Annotated in this window: 18 protein-coding genes; 17 read left to right on the forward strand and 1 reads right to left on the reverse strand. The window is 59.4% G+C overall.

Going from position 1 to position 18,973, the window contains the following annotated elements:
• Positions 1-9: 9 nt before the first annotated feature.
• From BN3789_RS06085 to BN3789_RS06150, 14 genes are all read left to right on the forward strand, one after another.
• Positions 10-1,263 (forward strand): nucleotide sugar dehydrogenase, encoded by a 1,254-nt coding sequence (locus BN3789_RS06085; protein WP_066831746.1) that lies wholly within the window; start codon positions 10-12, stop codon positions 1,261-1,263.
• Between the two features lie 2 nt (positions 1,264-1,265).
• Complete coding sequence (locus tag BN3789_RS06090; protein WP_066831747.1) at positions 1,266-2,315, forward strand: NAD-dependent epimerase/dehydratase family protein; 1,050 nt, start codon at positions 1,266-1,268, stop codon at positions 2,313-2,315.
• Positions 2,315-3,433, forward strand: a complete 1,119-nt coding sequence (locus BN3789_RS06095) for a glycosyltransferase family 4 protein (protein WP_066831750.1) — start codon at positions 2,315-2,317, stop codon at positions 3,431-3,433. Before BN3789_RS06090 ends, BN3789_RS06095 begins: the two co-directional genes overlap by 1 nt.
• On the forward strand, positions 3,433-4,695 hold the full coding sequence (locus BN3789_RS12355; protein WP_079989132.1) for a glycosyltransferase family 4 protein: 1,263 nt from the start codon (positions 3,433-3,435) through the stop codon (positions 4,693-4,695). Before BN3789_RS06095 ends, BN3789_RS12355 begins: the two co-directional genes overlap by 1 nt.
• A 7-nt stretch (positions 4,696-4,702) precedes the next feature.
• On the forward strand, positions 4,703-5,848 hold the full coding sequence (locus tag BN3789_RS06105; protein WP_066831757.1) for a radical SAM protein: 1,146 nt from the start codon (positions 4,703-4,705) through the stop codon (positions 5,846-5,848).
• A gap of 2 nt (positions 5,849-5,850) precedes the next feature.
• Entirely contained in the window at positions 5,851-7,179 is a 1,329-nt protein-coding gene (locus tag BN3789_RS06110) for a hypothetical protein (RefSeq protein ID WP_066831761.1), read from the forward strand.
• On the forward strand, positions 7,103-8,467 hold the full coding sequence (locus BN3789_RS06115) for an O-antigen ligase family protein (protein ID WP_079989133.1): 1,365 nt from the start codon (positions 7,103-7,105) through the stop codon (positions 8,465-8,467). The genes BN3789_RS06110 and BN3789_RS06115 overlap by 77 nt, the downstream gene beginning before the upstream one ends.
• The gene (locus tag BN3789_RS06120; RefSeq protein ID WP_066831763.1) at positions 8,464-9,381 is read left to right on the forward strand and encodes an ATP-grasp fold amidoligase family protein; all 918 of its coding nucleotides are present in this window, start codon (positions 8,464-8,466) and stop codon (positions 9,379-9,381) included. Before BN3789_RS06115 ends, BN3789_RS06120 begins: the two co-directional genes overlap by 4 nt.
• A 38-nt stretch (positions 9,382-9,419) precedes the next feature.
• Complete coding sequence (locus tag BN3789_RS06125; protein WP_066831765.1) at positions 9,420-10,493, forward strand: polysaccharide pyruvyl transferase family protein; 1,074 nt, start codon at positions 9,420-9,422, stop codon at positions 10,491-10,493.
• 29 nt (positions 10,494-10,522) lie between these two features.
• On the forward strand, positions 10,523-11,635 hold the full coding sequence (locus tag BN3789_RS06130; RefSeq protein WP_066831767.1) for a sugar-transfer associated ATP-grasp domain-containing protein: 1,113 nt from the start codon (positions 10,523-10,525) through the stop codon (positions 11,633-11,635).
• A gap of 68 nt (positions 11,636-11,703) precedes the next feature.
• Positions 11,704-12,693: a glycosyltransferase family 2 protein gene (locus BN3789_RS06135; RefSeq protein WP_066831769.1), complete on the forward strand. Its 990-nt coding sequence runs from the start codon at positions 11,704-11,706 to the stop codon at positions 12,691-12,693.
• 200 nt (positions 12,694-12,893) lie between these two features.
• The gene (locus BN3789_RS06140; RefSeq protein WP_161938977.1) at positions 12,894-13,871 is read left to right on the forward strand and encodes a Coenzyme F420 hydrogenase/dehydrogenase, beta subunit C-terminal domain; all 978 of its coding nucleotides are present in this window, start codon (positions 12,894-12,896) and stop codon (positions 13,869-13,871) included.
• Between the two features lie 40 nt (positions 13,872-13,911).
• Positions 13,912-15,327: a lipopolysaccharide biosynthesis protein gene (locus tag BN3789_RS06145; protein WP_066831772.1), complete on the forward strand. Its 1,416-nt coding sequence runs from the start codon at positions 13,912-13,914 to the stop codon at positions 15,325-15,327.
• 256 nt (positions 15,328-15,583) lie between these two features.
• Positions 15,584-15,904, forward strand: a complete 321-nt coding sequence (locus tag BN3789_RS06150) for a hypothetical protein (RefSeq protein ID WP_066831774.1) — start codon at positions 15,584-15,586, stop codon at positions 15,902-15,904.
• Here the strand turns inward: BN3789_RS06150 and BN3789_RS06155 are convergent.
• Entirely contained in the window at positions 15,850-16,764 is a 915-nt protein-coding gene (locus BN3789_RS06155) for an ATP-binding protein (protein ID WP_066831776.1), read from the reverse strand. The genes BN3789_RS06150 and BN3789_RS06155 overlap by 55 nt on opposite strands.
• 113 nt (positions 16,765-16,877) lie before the next feature.
• On the opposite strand from BN3789_RS06155, the gene BN3789_RS13215 reads away from it, so the two are divergent.
• From BN3789_RS13215 to BN3789_RS06170, 3 genes are all read left to right on the forward strand, one after another.
• The gene (locus tag BN3789_RS13215; RefSeq protein WP_066831778.1) at positions 16,878-17,165 is read left to right on the forward strand and encodes a transposase; all 288 of its coding nucleotides are present in this window, start codon (positions 16,878-16,880) and stop codon (positions 17,163-17,165) included.
• A 32-nt stretch (positions 17,166-17,197) separates the two neighbouring features.
• Entirely contained in the window at positions 17,198-18,220 is a 1,023-nt protein-coding gene (locus BN3789_RS06165) for an IS3 family transposase (protein WP_411431525.1), read from the forward strand.
• Positions 18,106-18,973: PSP1 domain-containing protein (locus BN3789_RS06170; RefSeq protein ID WP_411431524.1), on the forward strand; the 868-nt coding region annotated here is incomplete at its 3' end. The genes BN3789_RS06165 and BN3789_RS06170, both read left to right, overlap by 115 nt.

The following is an 18,973-nucleotide window of genomic DNA, read 5'->3' on the forward strand; positions in this document are numbered from 1 at the left end:
GGAATCCTGATGAGAATTGCCGTCGCCGGAACAGGCTACGTGGGCCTCTCTGTCGCTTTGTTGCTGAGCCAGCATAACGACATTAGGGCGCTGGACATAGTGCCCGAGAAGGTCGAGATGCTGCAGAGGGGCGTCTCGCCCATCCGGGACGCGGAGATCGAGAGGTTCCTTGAGCATCGGGATGAGATGGGCCTCTCCTTCGAGGCGACCGCGGACGCCGCCGAGGCCTACGGCGAGGCGGAGTACGTGGTGGTGGCGTGTCCCACGAACTACGACACGGACACCAACTCCTTTGACACCTCGGCCGTCGAGGCAGCGATGGACGCGGCGAGGGAGGTCAACCCCGACGCTTGGATCGTCGTGAAGTCGACCATCCCGGTGGGCTACACGGAGAGGATCCGCGAGGAGCGGGGAGATAACAAGATCATCTTCTCCCCGGAGTTCCTGCGCGAGGGGCACGCCCTCTACGACAACCTGCACCCGAGCCGCATCGTGGTGGGCGCGCCGAGGGACGACGCCGATGCCGTCGCGGCGGCCGAGCGCTTCGCCGCGCTCCTCGAGGAGGGGGCGGCGCCCGAGGAGCGCTCGCGGCGGAACGCCGACGGCACGGCCGGGATCCCGAGGCTCGTGCTCGGCTGCACCGAGGCCGAGGCGGTGAAGCTCTTCGCCAACACCTACCTGGCGCTGCGCGTCTCCTACTTCAACGAGCTCGATACCTACTGCGCCACCAAGGGGCTCTCGACCAAGGACGTCATCCGCGGCGTCTCCCTCGACCCGCGCATCGGTGACTTCTACGACAACCCGAGCTTCGGCTACGGCGGCTACTGCCTGCCCAAGGACACCCGCCAGCTGCTCGCCAACTACCGGGACGTCCCCCAGAACCTCATCCAGGCCATCGTGGACTCCAACTCCACCCGCAAGGACTTCATCGCCGACGAGGTGCTCAAGCGGGTGAACGGGCTGGTCTACGAGAGCGTCCCCAAGCCCCTGGTGGGCGTGTACCGACTGACCATGAAGAGCGGCTCGGACAACTTCCGCGCTAGCTCCATCCAGGGGATCATGAAGCGCGTCAAGGCCAAGGGCGTGCCCGTGCTGGTCTACGAGCCCACCTACAGAGGTGATGAGTTCTTCGGGTCCGAGGTGACCGCCGACCTCGCCTCCTTCAAGTCCCGCGCCGACGTCATCGTCGCCAACCGCTGGTCGGACGATCTCGCTGACGTCGAGGGCAAGGTGTACACGCGCGACCTGTTCGGGAGGGACTAGCCATGGCAGACTCTCGGAAGGTCCTCGTCACCGGCGCCGCCGGCTTCATCGGCTCGTTCCTGTGCAGGCGGCTCATAGAGGACGGCGGCGGGGAGGTCACCGGGCTCGACAACGTGAACAGCTACTACGACCCCGGCATCAAGGAGGACAGGCTCCGGATGCTGCGCGAGGCGGACGCTGAGGGCCGCTTCACCTTCGTGCGGGGCGACCTCGCGGATGCGGCGCTGATTGAGCGGCTCTTCGCCGAGAACGGCTTCGACGTCGTGGTGAACCTCGCCGCGCAGGCGGGCGTGCGCTACTCCATCGAGAATCCCAAGGCCTATGTGGACTCCAACCTCGTCGGCTTCTTCAACGTGCTCGAGGCGTGCCGCCACCATCCCGTGAAGCATTTGGTGTACGCGAGCTCGAGCTCGGTTTACGGCGGCAACAAGAAGGTACCGTTCTCCGAGTCCGACCGAGTCGACTCGCCGGTGTCTCTCTACGCCGCCACCAAGAAGGCCAACGAGCTCATGGCGGCCGCCTACAGCAAGCTCTACTCCATCCCGGCGACGGGCCTCAGGTTCTTCACGGTCTACGGCCCCATGGGCAGGCCGGACATGGCCTACTTCAAGTTCGCCGACACCCTGCGCGCGGACGGCACCATCAAGATCTACAACATGGGCGACTGCCAGCGCGACTTCACCTATGTGGACGACATCGTGGAGGGTGTGGTCCGCGTGATGGCTGCCCCGCCCGAGGTGAGGCCGGGCGCGGACGGCCTGCCCATGGCGGCGCACCGCGTCTACAACGTCGGCAACTCCAAGCCCGTGCAGCTCCTGGAGTTCGTTAACGTCCTGCAGCGGGTGCTGGTCGAGGAGGGCGTGCTCCCCGCCGATTACGACTTCGCGGCGCACCGCGAGCTCGTCCCCATGCAGCCGGGTGACGTGCCCGTCACCTATGCGGACACATCTGCGCTCGAGCGCGACTTTGGTTACAAGCCGTCGACATCCCTGGAGGACGGCCTACGTGCGTTTGCTAAATGGTATGCGTCTTACTATCCTCAGGGGCGGTAATGCGCATCGCGATGATCGGCCAGAAGCGCACGGGCTCCCGCGAGGGCGGCGTGGAGGTGGTGGTGACCGAGCTCGCCCGCCGCATGGCGGCGCTCGGCCACAAGGTCACCTGCTATGACCGCTCCGGCACTGATGTCAACGGCGAGCCCACTGCGACCGAGCCTTACGAGCTCGACGGCGTCCGCGTGGTGCCTGTGCGCACGATTGATGCCAAGGGCATGGCGGCCCTTAGCTCCAGCTTCTTTGCCACGCTTGCCGCAATCAAAGACCACCCGGATGTAATCCACTACCACGCAGAGGGGCCGTGCGTGCCCCTGCCGCTTGCGCGCCGCGCGGGCGTCCGCACTGTGGCGACCATCCACGGCCTCGACTGGCAGCGCGCCAAGTGGGGGAAGCTCGCCAGCACTTATATCAAACTGGGTGAGAAGAACGCGGCGCGCCGGGCGGACGAGGTTATCGTGCTCTCGCGTCCCGCGCGGGAGTACTTCCGCGAGACCTACGGGCGGGAGACGTGCCTTGTCCCCAACGGCATCGAAGCCAAGGAGCTGCGCCCCGCGCGCGTCATCACGGAGTACTGGGGGCTCACCGCGGGCTCGTACGTGCTCTTCCTCGGGCGCATCGTGCCCGAGAAGCGCCCGGAGCTCCTGCTGGAGGCATGGCGCAGCCTAGAAACCAATAAGCGTTTGGTAATAGCCGGTGGCTCATCAGACACCTCTGAGTACCTAGAGCAAGTCAAGATTCTAGCCTCGCAAGATCCGCGCGTCATCATGACCGGCTTTGTGGAGGGCGAGGCGCTCGCGGAGCTCTACAGCAACGCGTACGCCTACGTGCTGCCCTCCGACGTGGAGGGCATGCCGATGAGCCTCTTGGAGGCCATGGCGTACGGCCGCTGCTGCGTCACGAGCGACATCCCCGAGTGCGCCGACGTTGTCAATAAAACTGGCGTTACATTCCCATGCGGAAACCTTCGAGCGCTTCGGAAGGCACTTTCTGCTCTAATTTCTGATTCTAGTCGCGTTGACGCTCTGGGTGGCGCCGCTCGGACCCGCGTCGAAATCGAGTATGGCTGGGATTCTGTAGTTCAAAAGACTCTCGATATATACAGGGAGTTAGTCTAATGAAAATTATCCTTGCAAACTATCGATACTACGTCTCCGGTGGTCCGGAGATTTATATGTTCAACGTGAAAAAACTCTTAGAGGATGCGGGCCACACCGTCATTCCGTTTTCCGTTAGGAGTCCCCTCAACGAGGAAACTCCTTTTTCGAGGTACTTTCCGCACGGCAAGAGCGAGTCAGGCGACGCTTATTTCGACAATGTACGGAAGACGCCGCGCAACATTGCCAGATTGCTCTCGTGCGCTTTTTTCAACCGAGAAGCTTACCGGAATCTTAGGCAGCTGGTTCGAGACGAACGTCCCGATGTCGTTTATGTCCTTCAGCAGATAAACGCGCTATCGCCAAGTGTTTTCAAGGCATGCCATGATGAGGGGGTCCGAGTAATTCATCGACTCTCGGATTTCAACATGATGTGTCCGCGATCTGACTTCCTCTGCGACGGGGAGGTGTGCACATCATGCCTCCACGGGGACTACTCCAAGGCTCGTGCTCGAAGATGTTGTCATGGCTCCCGAGCTACGACAGAGGTACGCGTGGCGTCAATGCGCTTTCATCGATCGGCGCGACTTTTTGACTATGTCGATGCTTTTGTATGCCCTACGAGATTTACAGCTGACTTACTCGTGAAATCGGGGATAGATGCTTCGAAAGTCTTTGTTGTTCCGACTTTCACCATTTATGAAAAGCCTGATTACGAGAGCCGTTTGGCTGATAAGGGATATGCATTGTATCTCGGGCGCATCAGCCCAGAAAAGGGCGTCAATTTCCTTGTTGATGCTGCCGTCTCGAACCCCAATCTTCATTTCAAGATTACCGGGAAGACTGACGATTCCTACTCTGCGGACTTGAAGCAGAAAGTTAAGGAAGCGGGGGTTGCGGACAGAATCGAATTTGTGGGATTCGTCAACGGCACAGAGAAAGAATCTCTTATTACTAACGCGTCTTGCGTCTGTTGCCCATCGACGTGGTTCGAGAACCTTCCCAACGCGGTGCTCGAAGCGTACGCGCACGGCAAACCCGTTGTTGCTTTCGATATCGGATGCATGCCAGAACTTGTTGTTAACGAGCGGACCGGCTTCATCGTGCCATTAGGGGATGTTGAAAGACTTGGCGACTCAATAGCAACGCTTTGCGTCAATCAACGTCTTTCTAGCGAGATGGGTGAAGCTGGTAAGAAGCTTTTGATTTCTGAATACTCGCCTGACTCCCATCTTGCACGACTGCTGGCGGTTCTTGAACCGTCTGGCGCACGAAAGGAATGATTCCAACATGGCAGACAAGAAGCTTAACGGCACCGTCATCGTCACGTACCGGTGCAACGCGCGGTGCAACATGTGCAACCGCTACAAGGCGCCGAGCAGGCCCGAGGAGGAGCTCTCGCTCGACACGATCAGGAAGCTCCCGCGCATGTACTTCACCAACATCACGGGAGGGGAGCCCTTCATCCGCACGGACCTCAGGGACATCGTGCGCGAGCTCTACAAGAAGAGCGACCGCATCGTCATCTCCACGAACGGCTTCTTCACCGACCGCATCATCGATCTCTGCGAGGAGTTTCCGGAGGTCGGCATCCGCGTCTCCATCGAGGGTCTGGAGGACACCAACAACGAGATCCGGGGGCTCCCCAACGGCTTCCAGCGCGGGTACCAGACGCTCAAGAAGCTCGTTGAGATGAAGCACCCGGACGTGGGCTTCGGCATGACGGTGCAGGACAAAAACGCCAAGGACCTCGTGCCGCTCTACAAGCTCTCAGACGAGCTCGGCATGGAGTTCGCCACGGCGAGCCTGCACAACAGCTTTTACTTCGTGGAGGCCAAGAACGTCATCCGCGATCGCCCCATGGTGGCCAAGAACTTCGAAGAGCTAGTGAACGATCTGTTGAAGTCCAACAGCCCGAAGAAGTGGTTCCGCGCCTACTTCAACCACGGGCTCATCAACTATATCTACGGACAGCCGCGTCTTCTGCCTTGCGACATGGCCTTCGACACGTTCTTCATCGACCCCTACGGCGACGTGATGCCTTGTAACGGGACCAAGGACAAGGAGGTCATGGGCAATCTCAACCGCCAGTCCTGGGATGAGCTGTGGAACAGCCCCGAGGCCGAGGCCGTCCGCGCCAAGGTTCGGCACTGCGACCGCAACTGCTGGATGATAGGCAGCGTCTCCCCGGCCATGCACAAGTATATCTGGAGGCCCGCCGCCTGGGTGATAAAGCACAAGGCGAAGAGCTTATTGGGCATGAAGGCCTACGATATGCACGAGCTAAAAGTGGTGCGCGACTACGAGGAGGGTCGCGTGACCAAGGAACAGTTGGACGCGTGCTCGACCTGCGACATGTGCGCCCAGGTGAACGATGGCCTGAGTGCCGCCAGCAAGGCCGATGCGCACGTGTATGAGACGCATGAGGCGCTGTAGGTATGGTCGATGTTTCGTTGGGGGCGCCTAGGGCGTCACGCCGCTCATCGCTGTTTCTTGAGACCAGCGTGGGGGATCTCGCTCTGCTATTGTTTCTGAATTTGGCGCTTTTCGGAGAGGCGATCCAGGGCGCGATGGGCTTTTCTTATTGTGATGAGATTGCGACTATTGCCGTGGTATGCGCCGCCTTTTTTCGATTTCATGCAAGCAAAAACGCTCTTGCCGACGGCATGTCAACTTCGTCCAGACTTGCTCTGGTATGGTTGTTTGTGGTAGTTTCCGCAGCTTTCCTCGGCAATGCGTTCTGCGGGGTCCATGCATCAACCGCGGCGATTCTGACGGATTTTCTTACTTGCTGCAAATTCCCAATTGCGCTAATTGCCTCAATCTATGCCTTTGCTTGTTCTGAACGCCTTTCTGCGCTTTTCGAAATCGAGGCGAAGATTCTTCTCGTCGTGATGACGGTGCTTGGAATCGGGAATCTGTTTTTCGATTTCGGTATGGGATCGGAGGCTCGGTTTGGCATCAGGGCTTCTTTTACTTTTGTGTTCGATCATCCGACATACCTTGTATTTTGCGCCGCCGGGCTTACGGCGTTCCTCATGAAGGATAGGGAGCGCAATATGCCTTTTATTGTCATGGGCATGCTTGTTGTTTTGCTGTCGCTGCGGTCAAAGGGCTTTGCATTTGCGGCAGTCTGTCTCCTGTTGCTCTTGACCTTTGGCAAGAGCAACAGGCTTTCGGTGGTGCATATTGCGCTGGGGCTGGCAGCCGTAGCACTTATCGGCATGGATCAGTACATCAACTATTACCAATCCGCAGGATACGCAAGAGGCGAGCTGGCTCGCCAGGCGATTGCCGTCGCAAACGATTATTTCCCGCTCGGGACTGGCTTCGCGACGTATGGGTCCGCCGTCACCGCTCAGATCGATAATTACTCGCCGCTTTATTACGCGTACGGACTTTCTACTGTTTGGGGTCTTGCCCCTGGGGCAGCATCGTTTTTGAGTGACACTTTTTGGCCTACGGTCTTGGCGCAGTTCGGTTATTTCGGGTTGGTTGCCTTTGCCGCTCTTTTAATTGCTCTGTTCGTCATGTGCTATAAGGCAGGGGGGGGTCTCGCCTCCCAGTCATTTGCATTTTTGCCTATCTCCTCATCTCAAGCACGTCTGAGAGCTCGTTCTTTAATCCGAGCGCTGCCTATCTTGCAATGTGCGCTGGGCTTGCGATTTGCCCCGCTGGGGAGCGACGCTCATGATGACGGTGGCTCTTTCAGCATTTCCCTGCATAGACCTCTCTCGCGTTTTGCGGGGGTGGTTCGCAGTGCTTAGCGGCGCAAAAAGAAGATGTGAAGGCGCAACTGCCTTCTCGGTCATCGCTTTATTGGTTTGTCTTTTCGCTTTCTGCTCTTCGCTTATCACATACCGTGTGAGCATCCTGCTGTTTGCTTCGGCAATTGTTCTGGTTGCAATCTTGGCGGTTCGAAGTGGGCGGCTTCTCGAATTTGACTTGCGCGCAATCGTTCCGATTCTGCCTTGGCTCCTCGTGGCTGTTATGGCGGCTGTCGGTTATGTCGCTGGCGGCGGCTACGACCTTGCCGCCACTGTCGCGCTGGTCTGTACCGTGGCCCTTGCCGTCTTTTCGGTTGAAAATACGAAATGGATTGAGCCTACAATCACCGCATTCATCGCGGTCCTGCTCGTTTTTGCCATCGCGACTATAGCCTGCTACGTTTTTCCTCAGCTATATTCAGGCTTTATCAAGCCGACTTTCTATTCCAACGTTCCAATGGCTCAGGACTATCGGTCAGGTTTGGCATCGCACTATAGCCATAACGGGACATTCTGCACAATAGGCTTCATCCTCACTTCGGCTTTGGCGTTTTACGATTCTCAAAAGACGAGAAGCAAGCGGTTCTACGTTTTTCTTGCTCTGGTCTTCTTTGCTGCCTTGGTGCTTACGACCAAGAGGGCGCATCTGCTTTGCGGCATATTCGCGGTCGGTTTTGTCTACCTGATTTCAAACAATCAGCATCGGTATCTAAAGGCCATCGGCGTCGGTGCATTGGTGGTTCTGGCGGTTGCCGTGCTTGCGCCGCTCATCCCTGGTATCGAGGCGACAATCGAAAGGTTGACCACCACTTTCTCGAGCAACACAAGCTTTGAGGACAATGTCAATAACAGGACTTATTTGTGGGATTACGCCCTCAACGGTCTTGCTCAGTCGCCCGTGTTCGGGCATGGGTGGACGAGCTACTGCTATCGCTGGCCAGACGGCGTGACGATTACCTATATGGCCCATAATGAGCTGCTTAACCTCCTTTACGAAACAGGCTATGTGGGGACAGCCGTTGTTTTGCTGGGATGTGCAGCGAGCCTGCTGCTCACGTTCCACACGATTGCCTTGACCGATGACGGGCATTTCAAGGCGTACCTTCGCCTGTCTTTGTGCGTTCAGATTTTTTTCTTGACATACGCTTTCACGAGCGGGGCTTTGTTTACGACTATCCCAAACCTGATTACCTATTTCCTCGCCGTGGCGATTATGGCGAGCATTAGATGGGGCGCGCTGAAACGGGATCGAACGCCGAGAACATTGCATGGGGGGGGGAACAGATGAGCCTGATTTCGAAAGCAACTCAATACATCAAGCACCCGCTCAGGGTGTATTCCCTGGTCTCGCGCGCAGGGTTGACGCGCTTTGTTCCGGATGAGCAACACTTGCGCATCATGTACAGAGCGCTAATCGGTAAGAGGCTCGACCTGAATAACCCGCAGGGGTTCAACGAAAAGCTCAACTGGCTGAAACTGCACGATCGTAACCCGCTTTACAACACACTTGTAGACAAGTTGGCGGTAAAGAAGTGGGTTGCCGACAAAATCGGCGAGAAGTACGTCACTGAGACTTATGGATACTGGAGAGATGTCGAGGACGTCTCGATAGATGGGCTTCCTAACCAGTTTGTCCTCAAAACAAACCACGACAGCGGTGGAGTCGCGATTTGCCGCGATAAGGCGACTTTCGACTTCGATGCGGCGAAGAAGCTCCTCGCAAAGCATTTGAAGCGTAACTATTTCTGGTGGACCCGGGAGTGGCCGTATAAGGACGTCATCCCCGTGGTGATGGCCGAGGAATACCTCGAGGACGAAGGGCATGAGTCCGGTCTGGTCGATTACAAGGTTACCTGCTTCGGGGGCAAGCCGACCCTCATCGAGGTGCATAGGGGCAGGTTCGGCGAGCATACCTGCAACTACTACGACGCCGAGTGGAATCCCGTTCGCATAGACTGGGCTGGAATCCCCGTTTCTCCCGTCGAGGTTGAGCGTCCGGAGAATCTGAAGGAGATGCTTGAGCTGAGCGCCGAGCTTACGCGGGGGATACCGCAAGTTCGCTGTGACTGGTACGTGCTCGGAGAAAGGCTGATATTCGGGGAGCTGACGCTTTTCAACGGGGCGGGGTTGGATCCGATTGACGATGAGAGTGACTCAAAGCTGGGCTCTTTGATTGACCTCGGCCTGGCTCACGGCGATTAATTGTTGGCCGAGAAGACTATCTAAAGGCGGTATGGGACATGAAACTCGGAATCGTTACCTTGTACGGTGACTTCAATTATGGCAATAGACTGCAGAACTATGCGTTGAGCACTGTGCTGCGCGGTATGGGGCACGATGTTGTGACCCTGGTCACAGTTCAGAAGACCTCCGCTATCAAGGGGTTCTACCGAAAGCACTTCGAGAAGGAGGGCGGGAAGATCAGGCTCAAGACTCGCAAGGAGCTCAACAGGGACGCCGCGTTCTCTGAGTTCACGAGCCGTAATATTCCCACCAGGTTCATCAAATCCGAGCGGGGTCTTTCGGGGTCCCTTAACGAGGAGTTCGATTCCTTCGTTGTAGGAAGTGACCAGGTTTGGAACCCCCTCTGGTGGGGTGACGACCTGGATTGCTGCTACTCCAACGACTACCTACTCCGATTCGCGGATGCCGACAAGCGAGTGGCCTACTCGGCGAGTTTCGGCCTGGATTCAGTCCCCTATGTGTGGAAGACCCTGTTCAAGGATGAGCTCGGCAAATATAGGGCCATAAGCGTACGCGAGGAGGCTGGTGCGAGCATCGTCGCCGATATGGTCGGGAGCAAGCCCGCCGTGACGCTCGACCCCACCATGCTACTTGATGCCGAGGAGTGGCGCGAGGTGGAGGCGGACGTGCGGCCGAGCGGAAAGTACGTATTCCAGTTCAACCTGGGGGAGCGGTCGGACGAGCAGATTGAGCTCGCGCGCCAACTTGCCAGCAGGGGCTATGAAATCATCGACTACATGGACCCGCAGTGTCGTTACTTCGGAGGCGATCCCTCGGAGTTTCTTTCCTTGCTCGACGGCGCGGCGTGCGTTCTCACCGACAGCTTCCACGCCTCGGTCTTCTCCATCCTCTTCCGCCGACCGTTCGCTGTGTTCGGGAGGAAGCATGCCAACGGCTCGAACATGAACAGCCGCATCAACACGCTACTCGGGACTTTCGGGCTTGAGGGGCGCTGGTGCTTGGAAGGCGCAGACGCTGCTTTTAGCTGCGATTTCAGCGGCGTTGACGCAGCCTTGGATGCGTACAGGCGTCTGTCCCTGGATTACCTGAACAAAGCCCTCGTGCGTTAAACGAGCCGATGAACTGCCGAGGATTCACCATGTCCCTTAAGACAACAGTAAAGAACGCAATCTACGACGTCACCGATGATCTGCTCGTCGGCCATGCGCATAAGGTAGAGATGGCGAAGTTCCGAGACCCGAAAAGAACTGCGATTCTCGAGCAGGCCGATTTGACCGATGGCCAGAAGCGCGCCATCGACGACTTCTATGTCGAGAACTACGGCAAGAAGATCCCCTATACTTGGCATCGCCACAACCTGGGGATCTCCGGCAACTTCGATGTGCGGTTCTTCCCGGAGCTGCTGTTCATCCCTGAGTTCGAGCGCTACATGAACCAGCCTTCCGAGTACGCGACGGTTTTCGAGGATAAGAACCTCCTCTACCTCTTTGCCGATAAGGCCGATGTGAGGACCACAAGAAGCTTGCTCACGAGAACGGCAGGGATTTATCGCGATGCAAACATGAAAGAGCTTACCGAGCGGGAGGCTCTTGATTTTGCGGGAAGCGTCAGAAAATGTTTCGCGAAGCCGACGGTCGGCACCTGCTCTGGGCAGGGCTGCGGTGCCTATGATTTCGACGACGGGGTCGACAGGGGCACAGGCCTGGAAATCAAGACGCTCCTTGATGAACTTGGGGCCGATTTCTCCATTCAGGAGCCGATAACCTGCCATCGCTCCATCTCTGCGCTTCACCCAGAGAGCGTTAATACTTTGAGGGTCATGACATATCGATGGCGCGACGAGCTCAGGGTGCTCCCCATGCTCATGAGAATCGGATGCGGGAAGAGCGCGGTCGACAACGCGCACGCTGGCGGCGTGTTCATCGGCGTGAGCGACCAAGGTTTACTTGCGCCCTCCGCCCTCACCGAGTTCAACGAGCGCTTCACCAAGCACCCGGACACCGGCGTCGTGTTCGACGGCTACCGGATATTCGGTGCCGAGAAGGTCATCGGTGCCGCTAGGCGGATGCATGCGACTATGCCCCAGGTGGGTATAGTTAGCTGGGACTTCACCGTTGACGAAGACGGTGAGCCCCTCGTCATCGAGGCAAACATCCGGGGGGGGGATCCATATGGCTACCTCAGATGGCGAATGGCGTGCCCGGGTTTGGCGACGCTACGGCCGACATCCTGCGTTGGCTGCGGTTCATGAATGCGAAGAAGCCGCATGAGCGATTGAATTACAAGTATGGTTATCACGACTAGAGGTAACGGCTATTCATGCAGAATAAGGTTTCAATAATCATCCCTGCCTTCAACGTCGAGGCGTACGTTGAGCGCGGCATCGAGTCGGCATTGGGGCAGACGTATGAAAACGTCGAGCTCGTTATGGTCGACGACGGCTCGAGCGACGGGACGTGGGGCGTCATCGAGCGCTACGCGTCCGACAATAGGGTTAAATGCGCCCGCCAGGCCAATTCCGGCGTGTCGAAGGCCCGGAACCACGCCCTCAGCATGGCGACGGGCGACTACGCCGTGTTCCTCGATTCCGACGATTGGCTTGAGCTCGACACTTGCGATCAGCTTGTCCGTATGCGGCGGAAACACCCCAACATGCTCGTAGCCGCAGACGCCTATTTCGTCACTATGGATGGGGGCCGCGAGGGCAGGAAAGCGCAGGGTACGAACCTTGCGGCAAGGACGTTTACCCCAGATGAGGCGATTTGCGAGTTTGGGGTGTTCAATTCCGTGCACATCGGCAGCTCGTGTTACAAGCTGTTCTCCATGGACATCATCGAAAAGAACCATATAAGGTTTGACGAGCGTATCTCGCACACCGAGGACGGCCTTTTCGTCTTCGACTACCTCAAGTGCTGCGCGGGACTTTATTACGAGCCGATTCCCCTTTGGAACATCCTTGAGCGGCCGGGCAGCGCCACTACGAGCGGGTATACCCACAAGATGCTGAGCTCGCTCGACGCGATTGGCCAGATGATCTCCAGACCGGGGAATTCTCCCGATGCGATCGCGCACCTCGAGGCCTTCCGCGCTCACGAGGCTCTGAGGATCTTGGGGCTTGGCATAGACTCGGGCGATATGACGGAGGACGACCGCAGGGCCCTGCTCGATGCCCTCGCGGATGGTAAAGTCGACCGTGCTAGGCTGAGCGGCGTCGACAAGGTGAGGCTGGCGCTTTATCCCAATGCGCCGGCGTTCCTCTCCCGCGTCTTCAACGGCTTTGTCGCGCACGCGAAGAAGGGCGGGAACTGATGGGGAGCGTGCCCAAGATAATCGACCTGGCCGAAAAGTGCTGCGGCTGCGGGGCGTGCGCCGCTTCGTGCCGCACGGGCTGCCTTGCCATGGAGCCGGACGCCGAGGGCTTCCTCAGGCCGCGCCTTAACGGGGCGAGATGCGTTAGGTGTGGGCGCTGCGATTTCGTCTGCCCTGCGCTCCATCCCAAGGATGCCGTGATGCCCGTCGAGACGGTCTGGGCGAAATCGCGCTCGGACGAAATACTCGACGCCTCGTCTTCTGGCGGTCTGTTCGGCATGCTCGGGCGCGCCGTCGTCGACTCCGGCGGGCTCGTCGTGGGCGCCGCGTTTGTCGACGGCTGCAAGAGGGTCGAGCACACAATCGCGGAAGACTACGAAGCCCTGCTGGTGCTTCAGCGCTCGAAATACGTTCAGAGCTCGGTCGGCTCCGATGTGTACTCTCAGGTTGGAAAGGCGCTTAGGGACGGACGCAAGGTTCTTTTCGTCGGAACGGCGTGCCAAGTCGCGGGCATGAGGAACTACCTGGGCAGGCTTGCCGACTCTGATTTGTTCCTTTCCGTCGACGTGATTTGTCACGGCGCCCCCTCGCCGCTCTTATGGGAGAGGTGGGTCAAGCATGTCGCCTCGTTAGAGGGCGCTGAAATTGACGAAGTCAATTTCCGGAGTAAGACGACCGGATGGTCGTCTTTCTCCGTCCTATACTACGTAAGGACGGAGAAAGACGCTTCGCGCGTGCGCGGCGGGCGTTACGGGGACGACTGGTACATGAGGGCGTTCCTCGACAACGTGTCGCTCAGGCCGTCGTGCTTTGGCTGCGCGGCAAAGCGTTCCTGCGGCTCCGACGTGACGCTTGGCGACTTCTGGGGCTTCGCTGATCTCCATTCCGAGATCGATTCCACCAAGGGCGTGTCTGCCGTCTTGTGCAACACCGAGAAGGGCGCGGCCGCCGTACATGCCGTGCTTGATGGGGCCGACCATGGCGTTGCGACATACGGTGAGGTGCTTGCTGGCAATCCCGCGCTCGAAGCGTCGGTTGAGCCGCACCCGCAGCGCAGCGCCTTCATGGCGGCCCTTGTCGACGGCTCCACCATAGAATCGATGATGCGTAGGTGGAGCTTCGAGGACACGTTTTGGTCGCGGGCGAAACGAAAGCTCAAGAGGGTGTTGAAGGGATAAAAGCCCCTTTGACAGCCAGCATCGGATTTTGGACAGGTAGATGGAAGCAGACAGCAAGTACAAGAAACTCGTCAAGAATTCGGCGGTTTTTTTCATAGGGAACCTCGGCAGCAAGGTCATCACCTTTCTGATCGTCCCGTTCTATACGTACTTCCTCACCACGGAGGAGTACGGCACCGCCGACCTCGTGACCACGACGGTGAACCTTCTTGTGCCGTTCGCCATGATGGGCATGAACGAGGCGGTCTTGCGCTTCACCGTGTCCAAAGAGGTGGACACCAAAGCTATTGCGTCTAACTCCATGCTGGTCGTGCTCGTCGGATGGGCCGTGTGCTGGCTGCTTTCCCCACTTTTTCACGCGTTCAGCGTTATCGGGGGCAATATCGTCTACTTCCTGCTGCTGCTCTGCCTGACGAGCTACAACTATGTTTTCATGCAGCTTTTGAGGGGAATTGGCGAGTCAAAGGCCTTCGCCGCGAACGGTGTCGTCATCACCTTCGCAACCGCGATCTCCAACGTGCTCGCCCTCGCCATATTCCACCTTGGGGTTGGCGGGTACCTCGCTTCGATGGTTATAGCCCAGCTTGTGGGCGCAGTGCACATCGTGATCACTTGTCGGCTTTGGAGGCTGCTTTCTCCGAGGTACGTGGACAAACGTGCGCTGAAGGGGATGCTGACGTACTGTATCCCCTTGATTCCGAACTCACTTATGTGGTGGATCATGTCCGCCTCGGACCGCTACGTGATCCTGTTCTTTATCGGTGCTGGCGCGAACGGCATCTACAACGTTGCCCAGAAGATTCCCTCGATCGTGAACATCGTGTACAACATCTTCATGCAGGCGTGGCAAATCTCGGCCATCGAGGAGCGTGACTCCGAGGACAACGCGAAGTTCCAGTCAACGGTCTTCCGCTGCATCTTCGTTGTGCTTGCCGTTGCCTCTTCTCTTATCGCTGCATCGGCGTACCCCGTTTATACCTTCCTCATGAGCTCGGCATACGAGGGCTCGTGGCAGCCGGTGGCGATGCTCTCTCTCGCAAACCTCTTCTCCTGCATTGCGGCTTTCTTCGGCACGACCTACGTCGTGACGAAGAAGAGCAAGAAGGCGTTCTCGACAACGGCGATCGGCGCTGTCATCAATATCGCGCTTACTTTGGCGCTCGTCCCGCTCTTCGGAATCATGGGAGCCGCCGGGGCGACTGCCATCAGCTATGTGGTCATCGCCATCGTGAGGGCTCGTGATACGCGGAAGTTCGTGAAACTAGATTTCCACAAGGGGGAAATCGTTGCCAGCTTTGTACTCATCGGGGCGCAGGTCGTCCTATCGTTTCTTCCGTTTACGCCTGCTGTGCTGGCTATGGAGTTCGCTCTGTTCGCGGCGGTTCTCATCATACTGAGGAAAGGGTGTATCGACATCGTGCGTATGGGCAGCAAGGTGGTCAAGAATCGTAAATAGCGTACTTGGATAAATCTGACTTTTCGGTAAGTTACCTTTTGATTTCCCCGCAACTCAAACCGAGTTGCGGGGTTTCTTGGTCTTTGGGCGGATTATTCGCTGCTGGTTAACGGTCGTTAACTACCGGGGGTGACAATCGTCAAAAGGCCTTCTTTCATCGTGGCCGCCGCTCGCCCTTAGGGCACGTCCAAATTATCTCGTTTTCCGTCTCTGGGCAGGAGCGCAATTCCGCGCTCCCCGACCCAGGGGAGGAAACATGCCCTCATCGCGAGGATGTTGCAGCAGCTACGACTGCATCGTCAAAATCAAGGGCGTTACCACACGCCCGATACTGTTCAGCCAGCTCATGCGGAGCGACGGAGAGGGGGCGATAAACCCTGAGGAGCTGTTCGCAGACGACCGCAGCCCCGCCTCCGAGCAGCAGCGCGCCCACGAGGACGAGCTGCATTCGCTCATGCGCAGCATACTTGACTGGGTGATATCGTTTCTGAGCGAGTCCAGCCAGGGCACCATTCGCGCCATCTACTTCGAGGGCAAGACCGTCAAGCAGCACAGTGAGGATGAGTACTGCGGATAGTTGGTACTCATGTTCCGCGCGGGCGGTACCGCCTCTCCGTTGGAGGCGGTACCGCCTTTCTCTCCATCGGGTACCGGAATCATTCCCAGTACGACTCGTCGTCCCCTCGCTTCAGCCTCGTCGTGTACTCCCGCATGTTCGGCCCCTTTATGTCGAGGAACCTCGCATGCTCCACTATCCTGTTGAGGATGGAGTCCGCGCACAGGTCCGAGTTGATCCTCAGGTATCACTGGTCGGGCTCCAGCTGCGTGGCGATGAGCGTGGAGCCGCACCCCCTCCCGGGCCTCGAGCATCTCGAAGAGGTCTATGGCGTTGAGCTGGTTCTCGACCGGAGTGGTGAAGAAGTCGTCGAGGACCAGCAGGTCGGGCTTGGAGAAGCGGCCGAGGGCCTCGTACAGGGAGTCCTCCGCCCTCGCCACGTTCAGCTCCCTGAACATATCGTTGAGCCCGGCGTAGCGGACCGAGTGGAGCCTCCTGCATGCCGCGACGCCGAGCGCTTGGGCTATGTAGGACTTGCCGCCGCCGCTCTCCGAGATGATCACGAGGTTCTCCCTGGCCTCGACCCACGAGCACGAGGCGAGGCGGGCGATGCGGTCGCGGGTCACGCTGCGGTCGGGCAGGTAGTATATGTCCTCGACGCAGGCGGTCTTGATCTTGAAGCGGGCGTCGCGCATCGCCTTCTGGATCTTGCGGTTCTCCCGGGCCTCGAGCTCCGCGTCGATGCACATCCCGACCTTGTCCTCGAAGGTGAGGTCGTCGCACGCCTCGTCCTCGACGATCTCCCGCAGCTTGTCGCCGAAGGCGCCGACGCGCCACCTCGCGAACAGGGCGAAGTCCTCCTCCGTCAGCACCGCGCTCACCCCATGTCCCTGCGGTAGTATGAATCTGAATCTGAATCTGAATCTGCCCCATTCCCGTTGACACACGGACTTCCGTTTCGGCATGATGCCGTAAACGGGGAAAGGAGGCGGGGATGGGGAAACCGTCACCGAAGTACACCGCGGAGTTCAAGCAGCAGGCGGTGAGGCTGTACAGGGAGCGAGGCGGCACCTACGCCGAAACCGCCCGTGAGCTCGGGGTCGACCCGGGGAGCCTGTCGGACTGGGTCAAGAGGGCGGATGCCGCGCAGGCGCCGCCCGAGGACAACCCCTTCAAGGTGGCCGAGGAGAACCGGCGCCTGCGCAGGGAGGTCGAGCGGCTCAGGCGCGAGAACGAGGTGCTTTTAAAAGCGAGCGCCTTCTTCGCCAGCAGGCAGCTGTAGGCGCCCGGGCGGAGAGGGCCAAGTTCGCTTTCATCCTTCTCAACGAAGGCTCCTGGAGCGTGTCCGAGATGTGCGCCGCGCTGAAGGTCACCCGCCAGGGCTACTACGCGTGGAGGAAGAGGCCGCCCAGCGCGCACGACCTGCGCGATGCCGAGCTCGCGGCGAAGATCTCCGAGATATACGGGGCGAGCCGGGGAAACTACGGGGCGCCGAAGGTCTTCGCCGAGCTCAAGAGGGCCGGCGAGCGGACCTCGCGCAAGCGCGTCGCGCGCCTCATGCGCGACAACGGCATGGTCGGAACGACGCGCGGCTGCGCCAGGAGGCCGAAGGGCGCGGCCAAACCGGCCGCGCCGCAGGCGAACGTGGCTCCCGACCTGGTCAAGCGAGACTTCTCGGCGGACGGGCCGAACCGCGCATGGTTCGCGGACATCACCTACGTGCGCACGCACCGGGGATGGCTCTACCTCGCCGTGGTCATGGACATATGGTCGAGGATGATAGTCGGTTGGTCGATGTCCCCGCACATGACGGCCGACCTTGCCGACGACGCGCTCAAGATGGCGATAGCGAGGCGGCGCCCGAAGAGGGGGTGCGTCCACCACAGCGACCACGGCTCTCAGTACGTGTCGCTGCTGCTGGGCAAGACGATGCGCGAAGCCGGCATCAGGCCCTCGATGGGGTCGGTCTCGTCCCCGTGGGACAACGCCGCGATGGAGTCGCTGATGGGCCTCATCAAGTCCGAGTGCGTACACGCCCGCACGTTCGAGACGCGCGAGCAGGCAGCCCTCGAGATCTTCGACTACCTCAAGTGCTTCTACAACCGGGTGCGGATCCACTCGGCGCTGGGGCACCTCAGCCCCGAGGAGTTCGAGGCGAGGCATATGGAGGCCGACGCAAAAAGGCGGCGTACGAGAAGGACCTGTCCGCCCCGCTCAAGCCCGTGCTCGGCATCGCGAGCGACGCCGATTGCGACCGCGCCGACGAGCTCGCGCGTCGCGGCGAGGCCGCCATGGCCGACTTTCGCGAGCTTGTGGAGAAGAACCAGCTCGACATGAAGCCCGTGGGCGTCGAGTTCCTCTTCGGCGGCGAGAAGGTCGTCTTCTACTTCGCCGCCGAGGACCGCGTCGACTTCCGCCAGCTCGTCAAGGACCTGTCGAGCCGGTTTCGCATGCGGGTCGACATGCGCCAGATCGGCGTGCGCGACGAGACGCGCCTGGTGGGCGGCTATGCGCATTGCGGCCAGGAGCTGTGCTGCACGCGCTTCGGCGGCCAGTTCGAGCCGGTGTCGATCCGCATGGCGAAAGAGCAGGACCTGCCGCTGAACTCCTCCAAGATCTCGGGCGTGTGCGGCCGTCTGATGTGCTGCTTGCGCTACGAGTTCGAGGCCTACAAGGACTTCAAGGGCCGCGCGCCCAAGAAAAAGGCGATTATCGAGACCCCGCTCGGCCGCGCGCGCATCCAGGAGTACGACACGCCGAAGGAGCAGCTGGTCTTGCGGCTCGAGAGCGGCAAGGTGTTCCGCGTGAACCTGGCCGACATGACGTGCTCCGACGAATGCGTCAAGCGCAGCAAGGAGCAGGGGTGCGCCTGCCGTCCCGACACCGTGACGCGCGACATCCTCGACAAGATCGAGTCGCCCGAGATCAAGCTCGCCCTGATGGAGCTTGACCGCGAGATGGGCGTCGATGTGGGAGACGGGCTGGACAGCTCCGACCGCATCGCGGCCTCGAGCCCGACCCCGCGGCGCAAAAAGCAGCGCGAGGCCGAGGCTGCCGCTGCGGGCCAGGGTTCCGGCAGGTCCTCGCGCG

This window comes from Collinsella ihumii (assembly GCF_900046475.1).
Lineage (GTDB): Bacteria > Actinomycetota > Coriobacteriia > Coriobacteriales > Coriobacteriaceae > Collinsella > Collinsella ihumii.

What these genes read in the sequence shown, in the direction of transcription:
- BN3789_RS06115 (WP_079989133.1), top strand. Translation starts at nt 7,103, where the DNA reads ATGATGACGGTGGCTCTTTCAGCATTTCCCTGCATAGACCTCTCTCGC.
- BN3789_RS06150 (WP_066831774.1), top strand. Translation starts at nt 15,584, where the DNA reads ATGCCCTCATCGCGAGGATGTTGCAGCAGCTACGACTGCATCGTCAAA.
- BN3789_RS06130 (WP_066831767.1), top strand. Translation starts at nt 10,523, where the DNA reads ATGTCCCTTAAGACAACAGTAAAGAACGCAATCTACGACGTCACCGAT.
- BN3789_RS06090 (WP_066831747.1), top strand. Translation starts at nt 1,266, where the DNA reads ATGGCAGACTCTCGGAAGGTCCTCGTCACCGGCGCCGCCGGCTTCATC.
- BN3789_RS06145 (WP_066831772.1), top strand. Translation starts at nt 13,912, where the DNA reads ATGGAAGCAGACAGCAAGTACAAGAAACTCGTCAAGAATTCGGCGGTT.
- BN3789_RS06135 (WP_066831769.1), top strand. Translation starts at nt 11,704, where the DNA reads ATGCAGAATAAGGTTTCAATAATCATCCCTGCCTTCAACGTCGAGGCG.
- BN3789_RS13215 (WP_066831778.1), top strand. Translation starts at nt 16,878, where the DNA reads ATGGGGAAACCGTCACCGAAGTACACCGCGGAGTTCAAGCAGCAGGCG.
- BN3789_RS06120 (WP_066831763.1), top strand. Translation starts at nt 8,464, where the DNA reads ATGAGCCTGATTTCGAAAGCAACTCAATACATCAAGCACCCGCTCAGG.
- BN3789_RS06095 (WP_066831750.1), top strand. Translation starts at nt 2,315, where the DNA reads ATGCGCATCGCGATGATCGGCCAGAAGCGCACGGGCTCCCGCGAGGGC.
- BN3789_RS06110 (WP_066831761.1), top strand. Translation starts at nt 5,851, where the DNA reads ATGGTCGATGTTTCGTTGGGGGCGCCTAGGGCGTCACGCCGCTCATCG.
- BN3789_RS06105 (WP_066831757.1), top strand. Translation starts at nt 4,703, where the DNA reads ATGGCAGACAAGAAGCTTAACGGCACCGTCATCGTCACGTACCGGTGC.
- BN3789_RS12355 (WP_079989132.1), top strand. Translation starts at nt 3,433, where the DNA reads ATGAAAATTATCCTTGCAAACTATCGATACTACGTCTCCGGTGGTCCG.
- BN3789_RS06125 (WP_066831765.1), top strand. Translation starts at nt 9,420, where the DNA reads ATGAAACTCGGAATCGTTACCTTGTACGGTGACTTCAATTATGGCAAT.
- BN3789_RS06085 (WP_066831746.1), top strand. Translation starts at nt 10, where the DNA reads ATGAGAATTGCCGTCGCCGGAACAGGCTACGTGGGCCTCTCTGTCGCT.
- BN3789_RS06140 (WP_161938977.1), top strand. Translation starts at nt 12,894, where the DNA reads ATGCCCGTCGAGACGGTCTGGGCGAAATCGCGCTCGGACGAAATACTC.